Below are 18643 nucleotides of genomic sequence, written 5' to 3' on the forward strand. Positions count from 1 at the left end.
ACAATACCCTTTAAATAAGACGGGGTATTGTACTTAGATTAACGCTTTCTCAAAGAATCTTTAGTTCTCGATCCACACTTTATCGCAAGAAGCATGATCTTGTGCCCAAAAATCGTGTAACTGCTTAGCAAAGTCGTTGATACTTTGACCATTTCCAGCAACAACGTCCGATATCAATAGAGAATCCTCTAACTCTGTAATGATCGCACTCGCAACAACTTCGCCATTGTGAGTGCCGATGTATAAAACATGTTCATCAGACAGCATAATTTGGCTCAAGAACTCAAGCATGTGTGCCCTTTCGGCTTCATCTTGGTACACGCTTGCTTGGTTAAGTGAGAATAGTACGGTCAATTTATGGAAATCAACTTTATGCAGTTCATCAATTTGGGAAGGAGTTTGATCGTGAGCGAGGAGTTGGTATGTCTTGGATGGGAGTTTGCTTTGATAAAGTTCGCGGCCTAGGAGGCTCTCTTTTGCGGGGTAAGCAATGTCGAGCTGACTAAACAGCCATTGGTTTTTCTTTTGTGCAATTTCAGGTATTTCGTTATTCATTCTTTTAGTACCTACGGTTAGTATCCCCAAATATCGCAGTTATTTGGAAGACATACGGTCGGCTGAGGTGCCGAACTACAAGCAGAAAGCATACAGAGCATGACCAAGGCCAACAAGTACTTTAAATGCTTCATATTTTTCATTATCCAACAACATCCTTTAAGAACTTAACGAAAAGCTCTACACTCGTATTCAAGCTTTCAATATCCTTATAGTAAACAGAACTATATAAATAAAAAGGACTTCTTATGAAAAAAGCCTTAATAGCAGCAGGTATCGTCACAATGTTAGCTGGCTGTTCGGACAACGAGGTTGGCGACGTCTCACTGGGTTTCTTCACAATGAAGGATATCAAGATGTCTTCATTAGATGACGATAAGATCGCAGGTGTTACCTGTCATATCGCATCAATCGAAGCAAACCTTAGCCTTTCAGATCCAAGTGATAGCTCTATCTCTTGTCGTCAAACAGGTGAAATCACACCAGAAATGATTGCTCAAATAGACAAGAGTAAGTCTGGCGAAGTGGTATTCAAGCAATCGAAAAGTATCTTCTTTAAAACAATGAAGGTTCGTCGTATCTACGATGCAGAGAATCAGTCGCTGCTTTACTTGTCTTACACCACCAAAGAAACCGAAGGCAGTTTCAAGCATAGCCTTTCAACCGTTCCGCTTTGGGGTACAGAGGCTTACGTAGATCCAGCAACACTTGTTCCAGCTGAATAGTCTCACACGAATGGTCTGAAGCAAAAGTAAGACGATTCACCTGTACAGACATTGTGCAGGTGATTCAAAATGTAATAAAAATGAAAGAAACAGAAACAAAATGTGATATCATGCGGCAAAATTTTTTCACTGTATTTTTCATATGAAGTTTCCTGGACAGCGTAAATCTAAGCATTACTTTCCAACTCACGCACGTGATCCGTTGGTCAACCAAATTCAACAAACACCTAAGCTTCACCGCGCAACGATTGTCGGTGTTGGCCAAACGATTGTTGATATCGAAGCCCGTGTTGACAACGAGTTCCTAGAAAAATACGAGCTGAGTAAAGGTCACTCACTGGTATTGGAAGAAAGTAAAGCAGATGCGCTGTATGAAGAGTTAGTTGAGCGCGGTTTGATCACGCATCAATACCCTGGCGATACTATCGGCAACACACTGCACAACTATTCCGTACTTGCAGACAGCAAATCTGTACTGCTTGGCGTTATGTCTAAGAAGATTGAAGTTGGCTCATTTGGTTATCGTTATCTTTGCCGCACTTCTTCTCGTATGAATCTAAATCACCTTCAAACTGTTGATGGTCCAATCGGTCGTTGCTACACGCTTATTTCTGAAGATGGCGAACGTACGTTTGCAATCAATGAAGGTCACATGAACCAACTTCTTCCAGAGAGCATTCCTGAAAAAGTGTTCGAGAAAGCGTCTGCATTGGTTGTCTCGTCTTACCTAATGCGTGGCAAACCTGAAGATCCGATGCCAAAAGCGGTACAAAAAGCGATTGAATACGCGAAAGCGCACAATGTGCCTGTTGTACTAACGCTTGGTACTAAGTATGTGATCGAAGGTAACGCTGAATGGTGGCAAGAATACCTGAAAGAGAACGTAACCATCGTCGCGATGAACGAAGACGAAGGTGAAGCGCTAACAGGTGAAAAAGACCCTCTATTGGCGGCTAACAAAGCGCTTGAATGGGTCGACCTAGTTCTATGTACTGCTGGCCCTATTGGCCTATACATGGCAGGTTACACTGACGAACCAGCGAAACGCGAAACCACACTGCCATTGTTACCGGGTAACATCCCTGAGTTCAATAAATATGAATTCAGCCGCGCGATGCGTAAGCAAGACTGTAAAGACCCTGTAAAAGTGTACTCTCATATTGGCCCTTACCTAGGTGGCCCACTTGAGATTAAGAACACCAATGGTGCTGGTGATGGTGCACTTTCAGCACTACTTCACGACATGGCAGCAAACAGCTACCACCACGTGAATGTACCAAACTCAGAAAAACACGAGCATGCTTGTCTAACTTACTCTTCTCTTTCTCAAATTTGTAAGTACGCAAACCGTGTAAGCTACGAAGTGTTGACTCAGCACTCTCCTCGTCTTTCTCGTGCGCTACCTGAACGCGAAGATAGCTTAGAAGAAACATACTGGGATCGTTAATCGACCATATTAGGGGTTAACTGATTGAGGTTAACGCCAAGTCAGATTACCTATTCCTTGAAGGGCTGCTATATGCAGCCCTTTTTGTATTCAACACCAATATAACTGCAACTGTAGGTAATCAGATCGAATATTTTGCTCGTTTAAGATTTGATCTCGCGCAATGACTCTTTAGATCTGTTATCTTCCAGCACATAATTCGTGTGGTTTGCCTTTACTTGGCAGATTTATACAGTACTATCGCCACGCAAACGTTTACGTGCCACCTTTCGGTTCTGATATAAGGATCAAATATGCTGTCTGATATTGATATTTGTCGCTCTACTCCCCTTAAAAACATCAGTGAGGTTGCCAAGCAAGCTGGCCTACAACACAACGAACATCAGCCATTAGGGCAATACAAATCTAAAGTGTCTCTCACATCACTTGAACGCCTCTCCAACCAACAAGATGGTAAATTGGTCGTAGTCACGGCGATTACACCCACGCCACTCGGCGAAGGCAAAACTGTGACCACCATCGGGCTCGCACAAGGTCTTGCCAAAATTAACCAATCAGCGATGGCGTGTATTCGTCAGCCTTCAATGGGCCCTGTATTTGGTGTTAAAGGTGGCGCAGCTGGCGGTGGCTACTCTCAAGTCGCTCCTATGGAACAGTTGAACCTACATCTAACTGGTGACATTCATGCTGTTACGGCCGCTCACAACCTTGCCTCTGCAGCAATTGATGCACGTTTGTATCATGAACAGCGTGAAGGCTTAGAAGCCTTTGAAGCGCGCTCAGGCTTAAAAGCACTGGATATCGACCCCACTAGAATCGTATGGCGACGTGTACTCGACCATAATGATCGCGCGTTACGCATGATCACGGTAGGCAAGAACGAAGCAAGCAAAACAATTAACGGCTTTGAGCGCGAAGATGGATTTGATATCTCAGCCGCTTCAGAGCTGATGGCTATCCTTGCTCTAGCAGATGACCTTCAAGATTTAAGAAAGCGCATTGGACGAGTGGTACTTGCTTACAACAAACAAGGCTTGCCGTTAACCGCAGATGACTTCAATGTTGCAGGCGCAATGACCGTAACAATGAAGGATTCTATTGAACCAACATTGATGCAAACCCTTGAAGGCGTTCCTACCCTAATTCACGCCGGGCCTTTCGCAAACATCGCACATGGTAACTCTTCAATTATTGCCGATAAGATTGCTCTTAAACTGAGTGACTTTGTGGTAACTGAAGGCGGTTTCGGCTCAGACATGGGTTTCGAGAAAGCATGTAACATCAAGGTTAAGGCATCCAACAAGAAGCCTGACTGTGCCGTTGTTGTTGCGACACTACGCGGATTAAAAGCGAACTCAGGTTTGTACGATTTAAGACCGGGCACCCCACTACCAGATTCAATCTTTAATGATGACCAAGACGCGCTTTTTGCAGGGTTTGAGAACCTAAAATGGCACATAACCAACGTTAAGCAATACCAAGTGCCAACAGTTGTTGCGATTAACCAATTCCCACAAGACTCAGCTCAAGAGCTCGATGCTTTGAAACAGATGATCACCGACTTCGACCCAAGCGTTAGCGTTGAAGTAAGCGAAGCATTTGGTCAAGGTGGCGAAGGGACGACTCAACTGGCTCGCGCCGTGGTAAAAGCTTGCCAAAAGGAGTCTGAATTTGAGCCTTTGTACCACTCTGAGCAAACCCTAGAAGAAAAGCTAATGGCTGTCGCTGAAGTCGGTTATGGCGCGGCAAGTATTTCACTATCTCCACTGGCTAAAAAACAACTAGCTGAATTCAAACTGCATGGCTATAGCAACCTATCAGTTTGTTTGGCAAAAACACCACTATCGGTCTCGACAGAAGCACATATAAAAGGTGCTCCCACTCAATTTGACGTACCCGTTAGAGAGCTAAAATTGTGTGCTGGTGCTGGCTTTATTTACGCGTTGTGTGGCAATGTGATGACCATGCCAGGCTTACCTGACAAACCAGCGTTCATGTCGTTAGATATTGACAGTAATGGAAATATCGTCGGCCTAAGCTAAATACCCTTAGTTAGATAAACGACAAATAATCGCGATTAATCTGGCTCAATTTTCAGACCGGTGTTCTATATTGAGCAATCATTTCCTAACGAAGTAATTGCTCAACAATCAAGCTTAAGTGCAAGAAGTTGCAATAAAAACGTAGTTATATGCGCATATTGTCTTAAGTTCTGGGGCAAGATCACATTAAAAACCTTATAAAATATATAGTATTGCGCTGATTCTTTGAGGACAGTGATGAATACAAGTATAAAAAAACTAGTCGGGCAATTTCTATGCACCATATTTGCCCTAGGATTAGTCCCTGCCCTCTATATTAACTCTGAATTTGACAGGGTCGATGCTCAGCACACGCTAAATATCAAACAATCCAGCCAGAACCAAATCGAATACAGTTTTCACGAACTCGCCGTTATTGTTGAGCAAATATCTAACTCTGTTCCTTCTATTGCAGACTCTCAAACGTTACTTCGTGCCGTTCAAGAACCTTCACTCATCCACAAAGAAACGCTACAAGATCTTTGGGTAATGTTAGCTCGTGGCCAAAAATACTATTCTCAGCTTCGTTATCTCGATCTAGCCGGCAACGAAGTGTTCCGCGTTAACTACAAAGACGGTCAAGCAATCGTGGTCCCAGATAACGAACTGCAGAACAAGTCTTCACGTGATTACTATGAGGAACTGCAACGATTAAAGATTGGTGAAGTTAGTTCTCGCGGCATTGACCTAGAAGTTGAAAACGGAGAGATCGTTCGTCCTTTAATACCAGCGCTTCGCATTATGACGCCTGTCGCTGAAAACAATCGCATCATTGGTTACTTCATCGCAAACCTAAACATGCTCGAGATCTATAAGCGCCTTCACTATCAGATTGGTGCATCGTCTGCTGTTCCGATTATTCTCAACAAAACCGGACACATCATTATGGGGCCAGACCCAAAGGAATCTTTCGGACATGTGATTGAGTCACGTTCAGAGCGAACTTACGCAAAGTTATACCCGGAGCTTTGGAAAGCCATTCAAGAAAATACCTCTTCTAGCTATTTTGATGGTAAGAACTGGTATTTCCACTCTGATATCAGCCCCAACATAAAACAGTTCGAAGGCCCAATCTACATGGTTCTTCATATTGAAAATCAGCAGTTCAGCAGTCAATACCGACAAGAAAAACAAGCGATTGTCGTTCAGATCATCACATTATCTTTCTTGATTTCAATGATCTCTGCTGGCTTCGTATTGTGGAACAGCAATCACAAGAAGAACAGTATCGAGAGCCAACTGGCTAAAGCAGCAATGAATGGCATGTCTGCCTTGGTGATTACCGACAGAAACAACCGCATCATCAAAGTAAACCAAGAGTTCACCCGCGTGAGTGGCTACGAGTTAGAAGACGTAAAAGGTCGTCAACCATCGATGTTTGCCTCTGGCCGCTACAATGAAGAGTTCTACATCAAGATGTGGAGTATCATCAAAGAGAAAGGCATGTGGGAAGGCGAAGTCGTTAACCGACGTAAAGACGGGTCTTTAATCACGGAAATACTGCGAATCCAAACCATCAAAGATTCGAAAGATGTGATTCAGTTTTATGTCGCTTCATTTGTGGATATCAGTAAACACAAAGAGCTAGAAAACAAACTGAGAAACCTGAGCGAAAAAGATGCCTTAGCTGGGTGTTGGAACCGCCGTAAGTTCGATCTTGAGCTGCGAGATGAGTGCTCTCGTGTGAATCGTTATCCTACTCGTGAACAGTCTTGCTTAGCGATCTTAGATATAGACCACTTCAAACGCATCAACGACAGATTTGGTCACGATTATGGTGATCGCGTCATTCAAACGGTTGCTCAAGTACTCCAGCGAGAATGCCGTGAAACAGATTTTGTCGCTCGTATTGGTGGTGAAGAATTTGGCGTTATTCTGCCTCACACTACAACAGAAGAAGCTGAATACGTTCTTAATAGGCTCAGAATCGCTGTCAGTATCGAACTCGACAACGTAGTCACCGTGAGCGGTGGGATTACTAACGTAACAAATGATCCAGCACTTAATTACAAGTGCGCCGATTTAGCCCTATACCAAGCTAAAGCAGCAGGGAGAAACAATGTGTGCTTATTCCTAGATAAAGAGATGAGCGAAATAGCCTAGCAAATGACAATTGCATTCACTTGCCCGGCAAACGATCAGCTTGGAGCCGGATAAAATTCTAACTTGCTCCCCTCAACGACAAGAATACAATCCATGTTCGCAGCATGAGCAGCCTGCTTACCTAGGTTCGTATCTTCAAAAACAACACACTGCTTTGGCTGCAAACCCATACCAAAACACGCATCTAAGAAGGTATCCGGATTGGGCTTGTGATTCTTAACGTCTGTTGCTGTCACTAGGATATCGAGCTTACTCAAGATGTCTGTCTTATCCAGTAACTGTTCGGCACTTTTACGTTGACTGCCCGTTCCTACTGCAATCTTCTTATTACCCAGATGCTCTAACAGCAGAGAGTGAGTAAAAGGGATAACGTCTCCTTTGTCTTCAATAGCCGCAAACGATGCCATTTTAAACGTGGACACAGCTTGTGGGTCGAGAGACAAACCGTATTTACTGTTCACCTCACCGGCTATTTTGTAGCTCGGCATGCCACCTAAGCTATGCAGCCAAGACGCTTCAAAATGAAAGCCGAACTCTTCAGCCGTTTGCTGCCACGCCTTTACATGTGCAGGCATTGTATCGATCAGCGTACCGTCCATATCAAAGATCAATCCTTCATACGCCGCTAAATCTATTTTCATCACTACTACCACTCTTTAAGAAAGTTACTGATACCATAACCAATATTCAGTATCATGACCCCATATTACCGTTCAAAATGGATGTTTATGTTACAAATATCTAACTCTGTTTCGATTCAAGACTGGGAACTCCAGTTAACAGCGATCAGAGCACAAGGAGCCGGCGGTCAGAACGTCAATAAAGTATCGAGCGCGATACATTTACGTTTTGATATCACACACTCCACCCTGCCCGACTTCTATAAAGAAAAGCTTTTGGCACACAAAGATAGTCGCATCACCAAAGACGGGGTGATTATCATTAAGGCGCAACAATATAGAACTCAAGAACAAAACCGAGATGATGCTTTAGTGCGTTTGAAAGAATTGATCTTGGAAGCGACAAAGGTTCAAAAAGTAAGAAAAGCAACAAAGCCAACGCGTGGCTCTCAGAAAAGACGTTTAGAAAGTAAGAAGCAAAGAAGTACCACCAAACAGCTACGCGGAAGAGTGAGCTGATGGCTTCATGCCCTCAGTAACCACATTACTGTAGAAAGACCTGTCAATTTGACTAACGAATAGATCCATTACGCTGTTTATTTGAAAGTAAGTTTACTGCTTCTTTTTGACCGACAAAATCAGTTTGATCAACAACATTCGCTCTTCGCTGGTCAGTAAGCGACTGACCGCTGCAACGTCTTCCGCTGTTGCTTGTGATGCACCCACAATATCAAGAACCACATCCAAATCCGTCACCTTTAAGGTTCTGGTGATTGAACGATACTGAGACATCTTAATGTCCGCCTCGCCACGTTCAATCCGTTGATAGGTTTTTAAACTCATTCCTGAACTCGAGGCTAACTTTTCTTGAGACAAGTTAGCTTGTTTCCTACGCTCAATCAGCGCCACTATTATGGGTTCTTGTGACATAAGCTCATCCTCAAAAGACAGTTATGACCTAAATTCAGCAAGAAGCAGACCATATTGACTTGTGATGGTTTACATAAGCCATCAAAGGCATATTATCCAATTATTAAAAAACGTTACGTATCATAAACTTTCACGCTTTGATTGGTCGTGAGCGTAAAGGCTAGAAGACTTGAAGACTCAAGTGTTGGGAAATTAAAAAAATTGCATATTGCGAATAAGAAAAACGTCAAATTGGAAATTGCGAATCACTATACATTGGCATTTCCTTGCATTAGTCACGCATTAGAATCAGACAATCCCCGCCCAGAAATTATTGCAATACAACATAAGCTACTCACTTACAAAGAGGTGTTGCTACACGGGAGCATGTTGGAAGGTAAGGAATTAAAGCAGGCTTTTTCTGCATTGAACGAAAATGAAAAAGGTGTAGCGCAAGGTGGGATTAAAAGCATCAATGCTGCGATAAAAGAGATGGATGAGATTCTAGAAAGATACAGCCGTAAAGCAGTAATCGAGCTGAGTAACTAGTTCGACAAACAACTAACCAACTGTAAAAGTAAAAGTCGACGCTATCGTTAGATAAAGCGTCGACTTGTTCAAACATTTTGAAGTTCTACCGTTTAACTGTTTTTCTAACACCAGCAATCAACATCAGCATACCTAGCAAACCAAATGAAACACTACCTCCGCTGCTGCCAGAACCAGATGAAGTTCGCGCATTCACATAAGCTGTTCGCTTAGCGTCAGTAGAAACAAATTGAGCGGTTTCAGTTCCAGCAATTACGCTATCAATCCAAGCTTCATAGTCAAGGATTTCAGTAAATACAGATGTCACCGTAGAGTTTCCACCACATGTGTCTGGCCCAAAGCTAGTGATACCAACCTGTCTATACTCAGTGCCATCTTTCCAATAGACTGGACCACCAGAGTCACCTTGACAAGTACCATTATAAAGACCGGTGAATACGCTATAGTCACCATTAAAACAAATTTGATTATCAGTTAATGTCGAGCCATCAATAAAAGCAGTTGCACAAGTCGCATTGTCTACGTAATTAAGAGATGCTTTTTGCAATAAGGTCGTGCTGTCAAAACCTGAACGTGTATCACCATGGCCAACAGCAACGAAGTCATTAACACCAATTCGATAATCATCGTTTGAAGGACGCTTAACAACATCATTGATTGAGTCGACATTCAGTGCGCTTTCTAACTTAAGTATAGCAACGTCATTGCGTAATAGGTCGCTCAACGCATTTGAATAATCACTGCGATAGTAAACTTCGGATACACGTGCTTTTTGAATGTTACCGTTAGGAAATTGAGACGAATCTTCAAGTTGAGGGACAACAGTAGTAAACAATTGACCTTCTTCGTTACCGTAAATACAGTGCGCTGCGGTTAGAATGTGGGTCGGGTCTAAAATGGTTGCGCCGCAATAAGGGCCTGTTGAGTAAACACCATCATAATCAATACGATCAATGAACAAACTCGCCATGGAAGGGAATTCCGTCACTGAAGCATCACTACCATTCACAATATAAGGTGTTACGTTCGCGTCAGGAGAAGTTTCGACCAAGTTTTCTGTCGCCAAAACACTTGATGTATAGATTAATGGCGCTAAAAGCCCAACGACGGCCTTACAAACTGGACTCATTGTATGGTTAACATTCATAGATAACTCCTTGTAACCCCTACTACTTATTTACAAAAATGATGAATCGCCACCATAACACGTCACAACCAACAGTATAGTAAGTATTTGTAACGATATGGCCACATCTCTCATTTTATAGACGCATTCTAAGCAACCGTTATTAATGGTAGCCCTTAAACCTAATACGCCTCCAAAAACATACGCTTTCAAAAACAAAAAAGCCCACCGTCGGACTTCTCTATACAGGGAATCAAACAATAGGCTTTTATTATGTATTGCGGTTTCTCTTAAACGAGATTAGCCACGGTAGTAACGTTGAGGTACGAATGGCATTTTTTCTACTGTCATTGGTAGTTTTTTACCACGAACTTCAGCGAATACTTCAGTGCCAATAGTCGCTAGATCAGTGCGTACGTAAGCCATTGATACAGGCTTGCCTGCGTTAGGGCCCGCCGTGCCGCTTGTTACTACGCCAACCTTGTTACCTTCAGCGTCAAACAATTCAGCGCCTTCACGTACTGGTGCTTTAGTTTGACCAACAAGACCAACACGCTTGCGTTGAACGTCTTTAGTCGCGATTTGCTCAAGGATAATGTCTGCACCTGGGAAACCGCCAGCACGCTCACCGTCAGTACGACGCACTTTTTGAATACCCCATAGAAGGCTAGCTTCTACTGGCGTTGTTGTTGTATCTAGGTCGTGACCGTATAGACACAAACCACACTCAAGACGAAGTGAGTCACGTGCACCAAGGCCAATCCACTCTACTTCAGCTTCTGAAGTTAGCTTACGCGCTAGTGCTTCAGCATGATCATTCGGTACAGAGATTTCGTAGCCATCTTCGCCTGTGTAACCACTGCGGCTTACGATACATTCCACACCATCGATATCCACTTTTTGAACATCCATGAACAGCATTTCTGCAACGCTAGGTTGGAAACGAGCCAGTACTTCAGACGCTTTAGGGCCTTGAAGTGCTAGTAGAGCGCGGTCATCAATCACTTCCATTTCTACGTCTGCAGGAAGGTGAGCCGTTAGGTGGTCGATATCTTGTGTCTTACAAGCTGCGTTCACAACAACAAATAGGTGATCGCCAAGGTTCGCAACCATCAGGTCATCCATGATGCCGCCCTGCTCGTTAGTAAAGAACGCGTAACGCTGCTTACCAGAAGGAAGGTCAATAATATCTACAGGAACCAAAGATTCTAAGACAGCAGCTGCATTTGCACCATGTAGACGAAGTTGCCCCATGTGAGAAACATCAAAAAGACCGGCAGCGTCACGAGTGTGTAAGTGCTCTTTCTTTACACCTAGTGGGTACTGAACTGGCATATCGTAGCCAGCGAAAGGGACCATTTTCGCACCCTCTTCAACGTGAAGTGCATGCAGTGGTGTTTTTAGTAGGTCTTGATTAGCGTGTTCTTGAGTCATTTTATTCTCCATGAAGCGTTGCAGGCTGTCCAAAATCGAGTCTGCCGCTTATATCTCTATTTAGAGTCGCCTCTAACGATACGGGTGAACGTTAGAAACAGTAGATAGTAAAAAGTGATGTCTTTTATATAGGCTTATATTGTTAGCGTTATAAATATGAATGGCTGTACAAATCCTATACAACTCACTTTCTAAGAATTCACTTCAGTAAACTTCAATCAACATGAGTAAACCGTGTTCACTATAATAAACAAGCCTGAGTCAGTTTTACACCCTTAACAAGATTAAAACAGCTCAAAATGTGACATTTAACAATTTAAAAACAATTATTCGATACATAAAAAAACGCGATATTGATGATTTTCACATCAATATCGCGTCATTTGACAAACGTTAGAAACAAAAGCAAACGTTTGCATTCACTATAAGAAATTCTAAGTTTGTTAACTTATTTTGCAGTCACCCACAAAATCAGCGCATCTTCTGCACTAGTAGAAATCAACATGTGACCCATATTGGCATCGTAATACATGCTGTCGCCTTCGCTCATTGGTACGGGTTCGTAGAATTCTGAGTAGAACATCACATCACCGGAGATAATCATTAAGAACTCTTCACCATCGTGACGAACCCAATCATTATATTCTTCAAAAGTACGCGCTCTTACGCGGCTTTTGAACGGCATCATCTTCTTATTAGAAAGCTCAGTCGCAAGCAGTTCATGCTCATAAGTCGGTGTAGGGTGAGGTTTGCCCTGACCTGCTTTGGTTAAGTCGCGACGTCCTGTTGCGACTTTTTTCCTTGGTGGCTCAAAGAGTTGCGGCATATCAATTTGCAAACCCATCGCCAGTTTTTGCATAGCCTGAAAGGTTGGCGAGATTTGTTCATTCTCGATTTTGCTGAGCGTAGAACGCGCCAAGCCAGTTCTTTGGCTTGCTTCTTCTAACGTAATCCCAAGCTTGCCGCGGATATCTTTAATACGCTGGCCTAGCCTAAGTGGTTCTATATTCTGGTCTAACGTTTCTTTCGCCAAAGTTAAAGATGGGTACTCATCATAAATGTCTTCTGACATAGGTCCCTCATTATTTTCTTACTTCCTGTCTATTCATTTCATTGTTGCATGAAGCGCTTTGTTGATTAAAGAGCACACACAGAAATAAAGCGTGCTCCCTGTAGCAAAACGAGAAAAGTTGTTTCCTATTGGAAATTTTTGTTGAAAATTGATTTTATCGGAGCTATGTTATCGACTTGTTAGATGAAGAGATGCTACTTCAGCTTGCAGCAAATGATAGATTTAACATTTGTAAGAGCTGTTTTTTACCCGAACTTTTTGGGAAACAATTCGTGCTGCATTGACCCTACAACGATCGCTTAGACGCTGTAAGAGTATATTTATAACGCAATTCACGTTTATCTATACCTATATAGCGCAAACGATACCGATGCAGAAATCAACGTAAGACCTAATGGACTATAAAAACAATCACCATTAGCTTAATGAAAGGTCTCGACAATGAACGCTTACCAAAACCATAGCTTAGACAGTTTTTTCTCTACGAACCTATCTGCGACTGACGACGCAGTATTTGCTGGAATCCAAGCAGAGAACACTCGTCAAAACGAACAAATCGAACTTATTGCTTCTGAGAACATCGTTTCTAAAGCAGTAATGCAAGCTCAAGGCACTTGCCTAACCAACAAATACGCTGAGGGCTACCCAGGTCGTCGTTACTACGGTGGTTGTGAGCACGTAGATACAGTAGAAGCTATCGCAATCGAACGCGCTAAGCAGCTGTTCAAATGTGAATACGTAAACGTACAGCCTCACTCTGGCGCTCAAGCAAACGGCGCAGTTAAACTTGCCCTACTTCAACCTGGCGACACTATCCTAGGTATGTCTCTTGACGCTGGTGGTCACCTTACACACGGTGCACGTCCTGCAATGTCTGGTAAATGGTTCAACGCAGTTCAATACGGCGTAGACCGCGACACTCTTGAAATCGATTACGAAGCAGTTCGCGCTTTAGCTATCGAAAGCCAACCTAAAATGATTATTGCTGGTGGTAGTGCTATCCCACGCGTTATCGATTTCGCTAAGTTCCGTGAAATCGCTGACGAAGTTGGCGCAATCCTAATGGTCGATATGGCACACATCGCGGGTCTTATTGCGACAGGAGCTCACCCTAGCCCACTACCACACGCTCACGTTGTTACGACAACAACGCACAAGACACTTCGTGGCCCACGCGGCGGTATGATTCTGACTAACCACGAAGACATCAACAAAAAGATCAATTCTGCAGTGTTCCCTGGCCTACAAGGCGGCCCACTAATGCACGTTATCGCGGCTAAAGCAGTAGCATTTGGCGAAGCACTTGGCCCAGAATTTAATACTTATATTGATTCAGTGATCGACAACGCAAAAGTTCTTGCTGAAGTGTTGCAAACTCGCGGTTGTGACATTGTGACTGGCGGAACAGACACGCACCTAATGCTGGTTGACCTTCGCCCTAAGGGCTTGAAAGGTAACGTAACTGAAGAAGCATTAGAACGTGCAGGGATCACATGTAACAAAAATGGCATACCATTCGACACAGAGAAGCCTATGATTACTTCGGGTATTCGTTTAGGTACGCCAGCTGGAACCAGTCGTGGTTTTGGCACTGAAGAATTCAAACTTATCGGTGAATGGATCGGCGATGTACTTGATGGCTTAGTTGAAAGCCCTGAAGGCAACGCTGAAGTTGAGCAACGTGTTCGCAAGCAAGTTAAAGAGCTTTGCAAACGCTTCCCTCTTTATCGTTAAACCGTTTTTAAGATTTAAATTAAAACCTCATAAATTTTTGGAGAATAAGCAATGGACAATACACTAAAGTTTGCAGACAGCCACGAGTGGGTAAAAGACAACGGTGACGGTACTGTAACTATCGGTATTTCTGAGCACGCTCAAGAGATGCTAGGTGACGTTGTGTTTGTTGACCTGCCTGACACTGGAGACGAAATCGAAGCCGGCGAAAGCTTCTCTCTAGTTGAATCAGTGAAAGCAGCTTCTGATATCTACGCACCAATCTCTGGCGAAATCGTAGAAATCAACGAAGAATTAGAAGATAGCCCTGAGTTAATTAACGAAGAATCTTATGAAGGTGGTTGGATTGTTAAAGTGAAGATGTCTGATGCGTCTGAACTAGACAACCTTAAGGATGCGGAAGAATACCTAAGCTCTATCGAAGAAGACTAATAGGTTCCTCATTACGATAAAGCTGCTCTTTAGAGCAGCTTAATTTTAGGGGCTAGCTCACGGCTCCAAAGAGAAAGTAGAACATATCATGACTGAATTACTTCAAAGCCAATTACTAAAAGACCTGGGTACTCAAAACGAGTTTGTTGCTCGTCATAACGGCCCTAATAAAGCAGACCAGCAGAAAATGCTTGATGCGATCAACGCGACTAGCTTAGACGCACTGATCGACGAAACGGTTCCTGCACAAATCCGTCTTGAAAAACCAATGACACTTGCTGCGCCACTGAGCGAAATGGACATGCTGACCTCTCTTAAAGAGATCGCTAACCTAAACCAAGTGAAACGTACTTTCATTGGCCAAGGCTACTACAACACATTCACTCCAAACGTTATTCTACGTAACGTTTTAGAGAACCCAGGCTGGTACACAGCTTACACACCATACCAACCAGAGATTTCTCAAGGTCGTCTTGAATCTCTACTAAATTACCAACAAATGGTAATGGACCTAACCGGTATGGAAATCGCGAACGCATCCCTTCTTGATGAAGCGACAGCGGCTGGCGAAGCGATGACACTGTGTAAGCGTGCTGGTAAAAGCAAGAGCAAAGTATTCTTCGTTGCTGACGATGTTCACCCTCAAACACTAGAAGTTGTTAAAACTCGTGCTGAGTACATCGGTTTTGAAGTCATGGTTGGTGCTCTTGAAACACTTCCAGAGCAAGACGTATTTGGTGCGCTTCTTCAATACCCTAGTACAACGGGTGAAGTTCGTGACCTAACAGACATCATTGCGAAAGCTCAAGCTAACAAAACACTGGTTACAGTTGCTACTGACCTACTTGCTTCTGCTCTACTTAAGCCTGCTGGCGAAATGGGCGCAGACGTAGTTATCGGTTCAGCGCAACGTTTCGGTGTTCCTATGGGTTACGGCGGTCCACACGCTGCATTCATGGGTACTCGTGAAAAGCATAAGCGTACAATGCCAGGTCGTGTAATCGGTGTATCTATCGATACTCACGGTAACCAAGCGCTACGTATGGCAATGCAAACTCGTGAGCAACACATCCGCCGCGAGAAAGCGACATCGAACATCTGTACAGCTCAAGCACTTCTAGCAAACATGGCGTCTTTCTACGCGGTTTACCACGGTGCAGAAGGCCTACGTACTATTGCTCGTCGTACACATCATATGACAGCTATCCTAGCAGCTGGCCTGACTAAAGCGGGTTACGAGCTAACGAACAACAGCTTCTTCGATACCATCACGATCAACTCTGAAGAGAAGACAGATGCACTGTACGCGAAAGCGCAAGCAGCAGACGTCAACCTTCGCCTTCTTAAGGGTAAGATCGGTATCAGCTTAGATGAAACAACAACGATCGACGACGTGAACTCACTGTTTGCAATCTTCGACGTGAAAGAAGACGTTCAAGCACTATCTTCTGACATTGCTTCAAACGAGTTTGCAGCAATTCCAGAAAACTGCCGTCGTGAATCAGAGTTCCTAACTCACCCAGTATTCAATACGCACCACAGCGAAACGCAAATGATGCGTTACCTAAAACAGCTTGAGAACAAAGACTTCTCACTAACGCACGGCATGATCCCACTGGGCAGCTGTACGATGAAGCTGAACGCTGCTGCTGAGATGATTCCAGTAACATGGCCTGAGTTTGGTTCTATTCACCCATTCGCACCTCTTGATCAAGCAGCAGGCTACACAGCACTAGCGAAAGATCTTAAAGAGAAGCTATGTGAAATCACTGGTTACGACGATTTCTCACTACAACCTAACTCTGGTGCATCTGGCGAATACGCAGGTCTAATCGCGATTCAACGCTACCACGCAAGCCGCGGTGACGCTCACCGTAACGTTTGTCTGATTCCAAGCTCTGCGCACGGTACTAACCCTGCAACAGCATCAATGGTTTCAATGAAGGTAGTGGTTGTTAAGTGTGATGAAGATGGCAACATCGACATGACAGACCTAGCAGCGAAAATCGAGAAGCATAAAGAAAACCTATCAAGCATCATGATCACTTACCCTTCTACGCACGGCGTATACGAAGAGCAAGTGAAAGAAGTGTGTGAACAAGTGCACGCAGCGGGCGGTCAGGTTTACCTAGACGGCGCGAACATGAATGCTCAAGTAGGCCTAACTTCACCTGGCTTCATCGGTTCAGACGTATCTCACTTGAACCTACACAAAACATTCTGTATCCCACACGGTGGTGGTGGTCCGGGTATGGGTCCTATCGGTGTTAAATCGCACCTAGCACCTTTCCTACCAGGCCACATCGAAAATGGTGTACAAGGTTCTGACTACGCGGTATCAGCGGCAGATCTAGGTAGTGCTTCAATCCTACCTATCTCTTGGGCTTACATCGCAATGATGGGCGAACCTGGCCTAACAGACGCAACGAAAGTAGCGATTCTGAACGCGAACTACGTGATGGAAAAACTACGTCCTCACTACCCTGTTCTTTACCGTGGCACTAACGGCCGCGTAGCGCACGAATGTATTATTGATATTCGTCCGCTTAAAGAAGACACAGGCATCAGCGAAGAAGATATTGCTAAGCGTCTAATGGATTTCGGTTTCCACGCTCCGACGATGTCTTTCCCAGTAGCTGGCACACTAATGGTAGAGCCAACTGAATCTGAAGATTTAGAAGAGCTAGACCGTTTCTGTGAAGCGATGATCGCAATCCGTCACGAAATGGCAGCAGTGAAAGCGGGTGAATGGCCACTAGACAACAACCCTCTAGTGAACGCACCGCACACACAAGTTGACCTAGCTGGTGCAGAATGGGATCGCCCTTACTCTCGCGAACTGGCTTGCTTCCCATCGAAAGCAACCAAGAACTCGAAGTACTGGCCAACAGTTAACCGTGTAGACAACGTATACGGCGACCGTAACCTAATCTGTTCTTGCCCAAGCATCGATAACTACGAAGACTAATTCGTAGCGGCGCTAAGCAGCGAAACATAACAAAAGGCGAACCAAACGGTTCGCCTTTTTGTTGTCTGAAATTCAAGGTCTACAAATGCATTGACCTTACCGTAAGGGAAAGGTTTAAGGTGAAATGAATCCAATGATGAATGAGGAAACGATGATGGGATGTTGTAACAAAGCGCCAAAAGGTGGAGCCCCTCTTGGCTTGCTTCTAAAAGTCACGATTGGAATTGGTCTTTTTGTGTTTCTGCTGGCTTTGTGGCAGTAGATAGATAAATGTTTCACTTCCAAAAAGCTTGAAGATTATAGCTTCTAACTGTTTGTTGCCCGGGTGATAAATTAACTCTTCTCCGCGCGCGCATAGGAGGGCTTATAATAGTTACCCACACCTCATTTAGAATACTTTTATTGGTGATATCCTCTTTAAGTTATTACAACTTCAAAAGAGCCATTACTCTTTGGCTATCTAAATGCTTATCTAGTCCCGCCATGCTTTTTATTACTTCAGGATGTGAGAACATCTCTTTACCTGCCACTTCACCCAAGATTTGAAAACTTTTTTCCAACGCAACATCTCCTTCATAGGCGATTGCGTCTTTCGTTTGCTCCAAGCAAGCTTCAGTTGTCAGGCGCATAGATAACTTAGCGACATTTTTGTTTGACTCATCCATTTGACTGGGAGTAGCTGCAGAAACTTTGTCTACAGCAGGATGAGCAGACACAGCTAAAAACATCCACTTTACAAGCTCAACCCTATCTTCTTTAGTTGTTGAGCTCACCAAACATTTCGTAAGTTCATCGGTGTAAACACCAGCAACAGCATTGCCAGAAACTAGAACACTTAACAGAGTGCCGACAAGCGCCTTTTTGTTTTTCATTTTTACCCTTAATCTA

At 43.8% G+C, this 18643-nt stretch carries 17 protein-coding genes; 10 read left to right on the forward strand and 7 right to left on the reverse strand.

What is annotated here, in order from left to right; genetic code table 11:
* Nucleotides 1-60: 60 nt before the first annotated feature.
* Entirely contained in the window at nt 61-555 is a 495-nt protein-coding gene (locus BCU34_RS20650; RefSeq protein WP_102478505.1) for a hypothetical protein, read from the reverse strand.
* A gap of 248 nt (nt 556-803) precedes the next feature.
* On the opposite strand from BCU34_RS20650, the gene BCU34_RS20655 reads away from it, so the two are divergent.
* The 4 genes from BCU34_RS20655 (at nt 804) to BCU34_RS20670 (ending at nt 6911) form a co-directional block, all read left to right on the forward strand.
* Nucleotides 804-1280, forward strand: a complete 477-nt coding sequence (locus tag BCU34_RS20655; RefSeq protein ID WP_017059837.1) for a CreA family protein — start codon at nt 804-806, stop codon at nt 1278-1280.
* Nucleotides 1281-1422: 142 nt separating this feature from the next.
* Nucleotides 1423-2727, forward strand: coding sequence for an inosine/guanosine kinase (locus BCU34_RS20660; RefSeq protein WP_017064646.1), 1305 nt, complete (start codon nt 1423-1425; stop codon nt 2725-2727).
* A 293-nt stretch (nt 2728-3020) separates the two neighbouring features.
* Nucleotides 3021-4769 carry a formate--tetrahydrofolate ligase gene (locus tag BCU34_RS20665; protein WP_102478506.1) on the forward strand — a complete coding sequence of 583 codons (1749 nt, stop codon included), beginning with the start codon at nt 3021-3023 and terminating at the stop codon, nt 4767-4769.
* Nucleotides 4770-5006: 237 nt separating this feature from the next.
* Complete coding sequence (locus BCU34_RS20670) at nt 5007-6911, forward strand: diguanylate cyclase (RefSeq protein ID WP_102478507.1); 1905 nt, start codon at nt 5007-5009, stop codon at nt 6909-6911.
* Nucleotides 6912-6946: 35 nt separating this feature from the next.
* On the opposite strand, the gene BCU34_RS20675 is transcribed toward BCU34_RS20670, so the two are convergent.
* Complete coding sequence (locus BCU34_RS20675; protein WP_102478508.1) at nt 6947-7552, reverse strand: beta-phosphoglucomutase family hydrolase; 606 nt, start codon at nt 7550-7552, stop codon at nt 6947-6949.
* A gap of 87 nt (nt 7553-7639) precedes the next feature.
* On the opposite strand from BCU34_RS20675, the gene arfB reads away from it, so the two are divergent.
* Nucleotides 7640-8050 carry an alternative ribosome rescue aminoacyl-tRNA hydrolase ArfB gene (gene arfB, locus BCU34_RS20680; RefSeq protein ID WP_102478981.1) on the forward strand — a complete coding sequence of 137 codons (411 nt, stop codon included), beginning with the start codon at nt 7640-7642 and terminating at the stop codon, nt 8048-8050.
* Nucleotides 8051-8143: 93 nt separating this feature from the next.
* Here arfB and BCU34_RS20685 read toward each other — a convergent pair whose 3' ends face one another.
* Entirely contained in the window at nt 8144-8461 is a 318-nt protein-coding gene (locus tag BCU34_RS20685; protein ID WP_048662017.1) for a helix-turn-helix transcriptional regulator, read from the reverse strand.
* A gap of 201 nt (nt 8462-8662) precedes the next feature.
* Here BCU34_RS20685 and BCU34_RS20690 point away from each other — a divergent pair, with 201 nt between their 5' ends.
* The gene (locus tag BCU34_RS20690; RefSeq protein WP_102431266.1) at nt 8663-8989 is read left to right on the forward strand and encodes a hypothetical protein; all 327 of its coding nucleotides are present in this window, start codon (nt 8663-8665) and stop codon (nt 8987-8989) included.
* Between the two features lie 85 nt (nt 8990-9074).
* On the opposite strand, the gene BCU34_RS20695 is transcribed toward BCU34_RS20690, so the two are convergent.
* The 3 genes from BCU34_RS20695 to BCU34_RS20705 form a co-directional block, all read right to left on the reverse strand.
* The gene (locus BCU34_RS20695) at nt 9075-10136 is read right to left on the reverse strand and encodes a S1 family peptidase (RefSeq protein ID WP_102478980.1); all 1062 of its coding nucleotides are present in this window, start codon (nt 10134-10136) and stop codon (nt 9075-9077) included.
* A 279-nt stretch (nt 10137-10415) separates the two neighbouring features.
* The gene (gene gcvT / locus BCU34_RS20700) at nt 10416-11549 is read right to left on the reverse strand and encodes a glycine cleavage system aminomethyltransferase GcvT (protein WP_102478979.1); all 1134 of its coding nucleotides are present in this window, start codon (nt 11547-11549) and stop codon (nt 10416-10418) included.
* Nucleotides 11550-11997: 448 nt separating this feature from the next.
* The gene (locus BCU34_RS20705) at nt 11998-12621 is read right to left on the reverse strand and encodes a helix-turn-helix domain-containing protein (RefSeq protein WP_017105927.1); all 624 of its coding nucleotides are present in this window, start codon (nt 12619-12621) and stop codon (nt 11998-12000) included.
* A gap of 441 nt (nt 12622-13062) precedes the next feature.
* Here BCU34_RS20705 and BCU34_RS20710 point away from each other — a divergent pair, with 441 nt between their 5' ends.
* The 4 genes from BCU34_RS20710 to BCU34_RS20725 all read left to right on the forward strand — a co-directional run bounded on the left by BCU34_RS20710 (nt 13063) and on the right by BCU34_RS20725 (nt 18017).
* On the forward strand, nt 13063-14355 hold the full coding sequence (locus tag BCU34_RS20710; protein ID WP_059018605.1) for a serine hydroxymethyltransferase: 1293 nt from the start codon (nt 13063-13065) through the stop codon (nt 14353-14355).
* Nucleotides 14356-14406: 51 nt separating this feature from the next.
* The gene (gene gcvH, locus BCU34_RS20715; protein ID WP_017105929.1) at nt 14407-14787 is read left to right on the forward strand and encodes a glycine cleavage system protein GcvH; all 381 of its coding nucleotides are present in this window, start codon (nt 14407-14409) and stop codon (nt 14785-14787) included.
* 88 nt (nt 14788-14875) lie between these two features.
* The gene (gene gcvP / locus BCU34_RS20720) at nt 14876-17755 is read left to right on the forward strand and encodes an aminomethyl-transferring glycine dehydrogenase (RefSeq protein WP_102478978.1); all 2880 of its coding nucleotides are present in this window, start codon (nt 14876-14878) and stop codon (nt 17753-17755) included.
* 124 nt (nt 17756-17879) lie between these two features.
* Nucleotides 17880-18017 (forward strand): hypothetical protein, encoded by a 138-nt coding sequence (locus tag BCU34_RS20725; protein ID WP_157934941.1) that lies wholly within the window; start codon nt 17880-17882, stop codon nt 18015-18017.
* A gap of 163 nt (nt 18018-18180) precedes the next feature.
* Here the strand turns inward: BCU34_RS20725 and BCU34_RS20730 are convergent, their stop codons facing one another.
* Entirely contained in the window at nt 18181-18627 is a 447-nt protein-coding gene (locus BCU34_RS20730) for a hypothetical protein (RefSeq protein ID WP_076670255.1), read from the reverse strand.
* Nucleotides 18628-18643: the final 16 nt, after the last annotated feature.

It is taken from the genome of Vibrio sp. 10N.286.45.E10, assembly GCF_002874195.2.
Classification (GTDB): domain Bacteria; phylum Pseudomonadota; class Gammaproteobacteria; order Enterobacterales; family Vibrionaceae; genus Vibrio; species Vibrio crassostreae.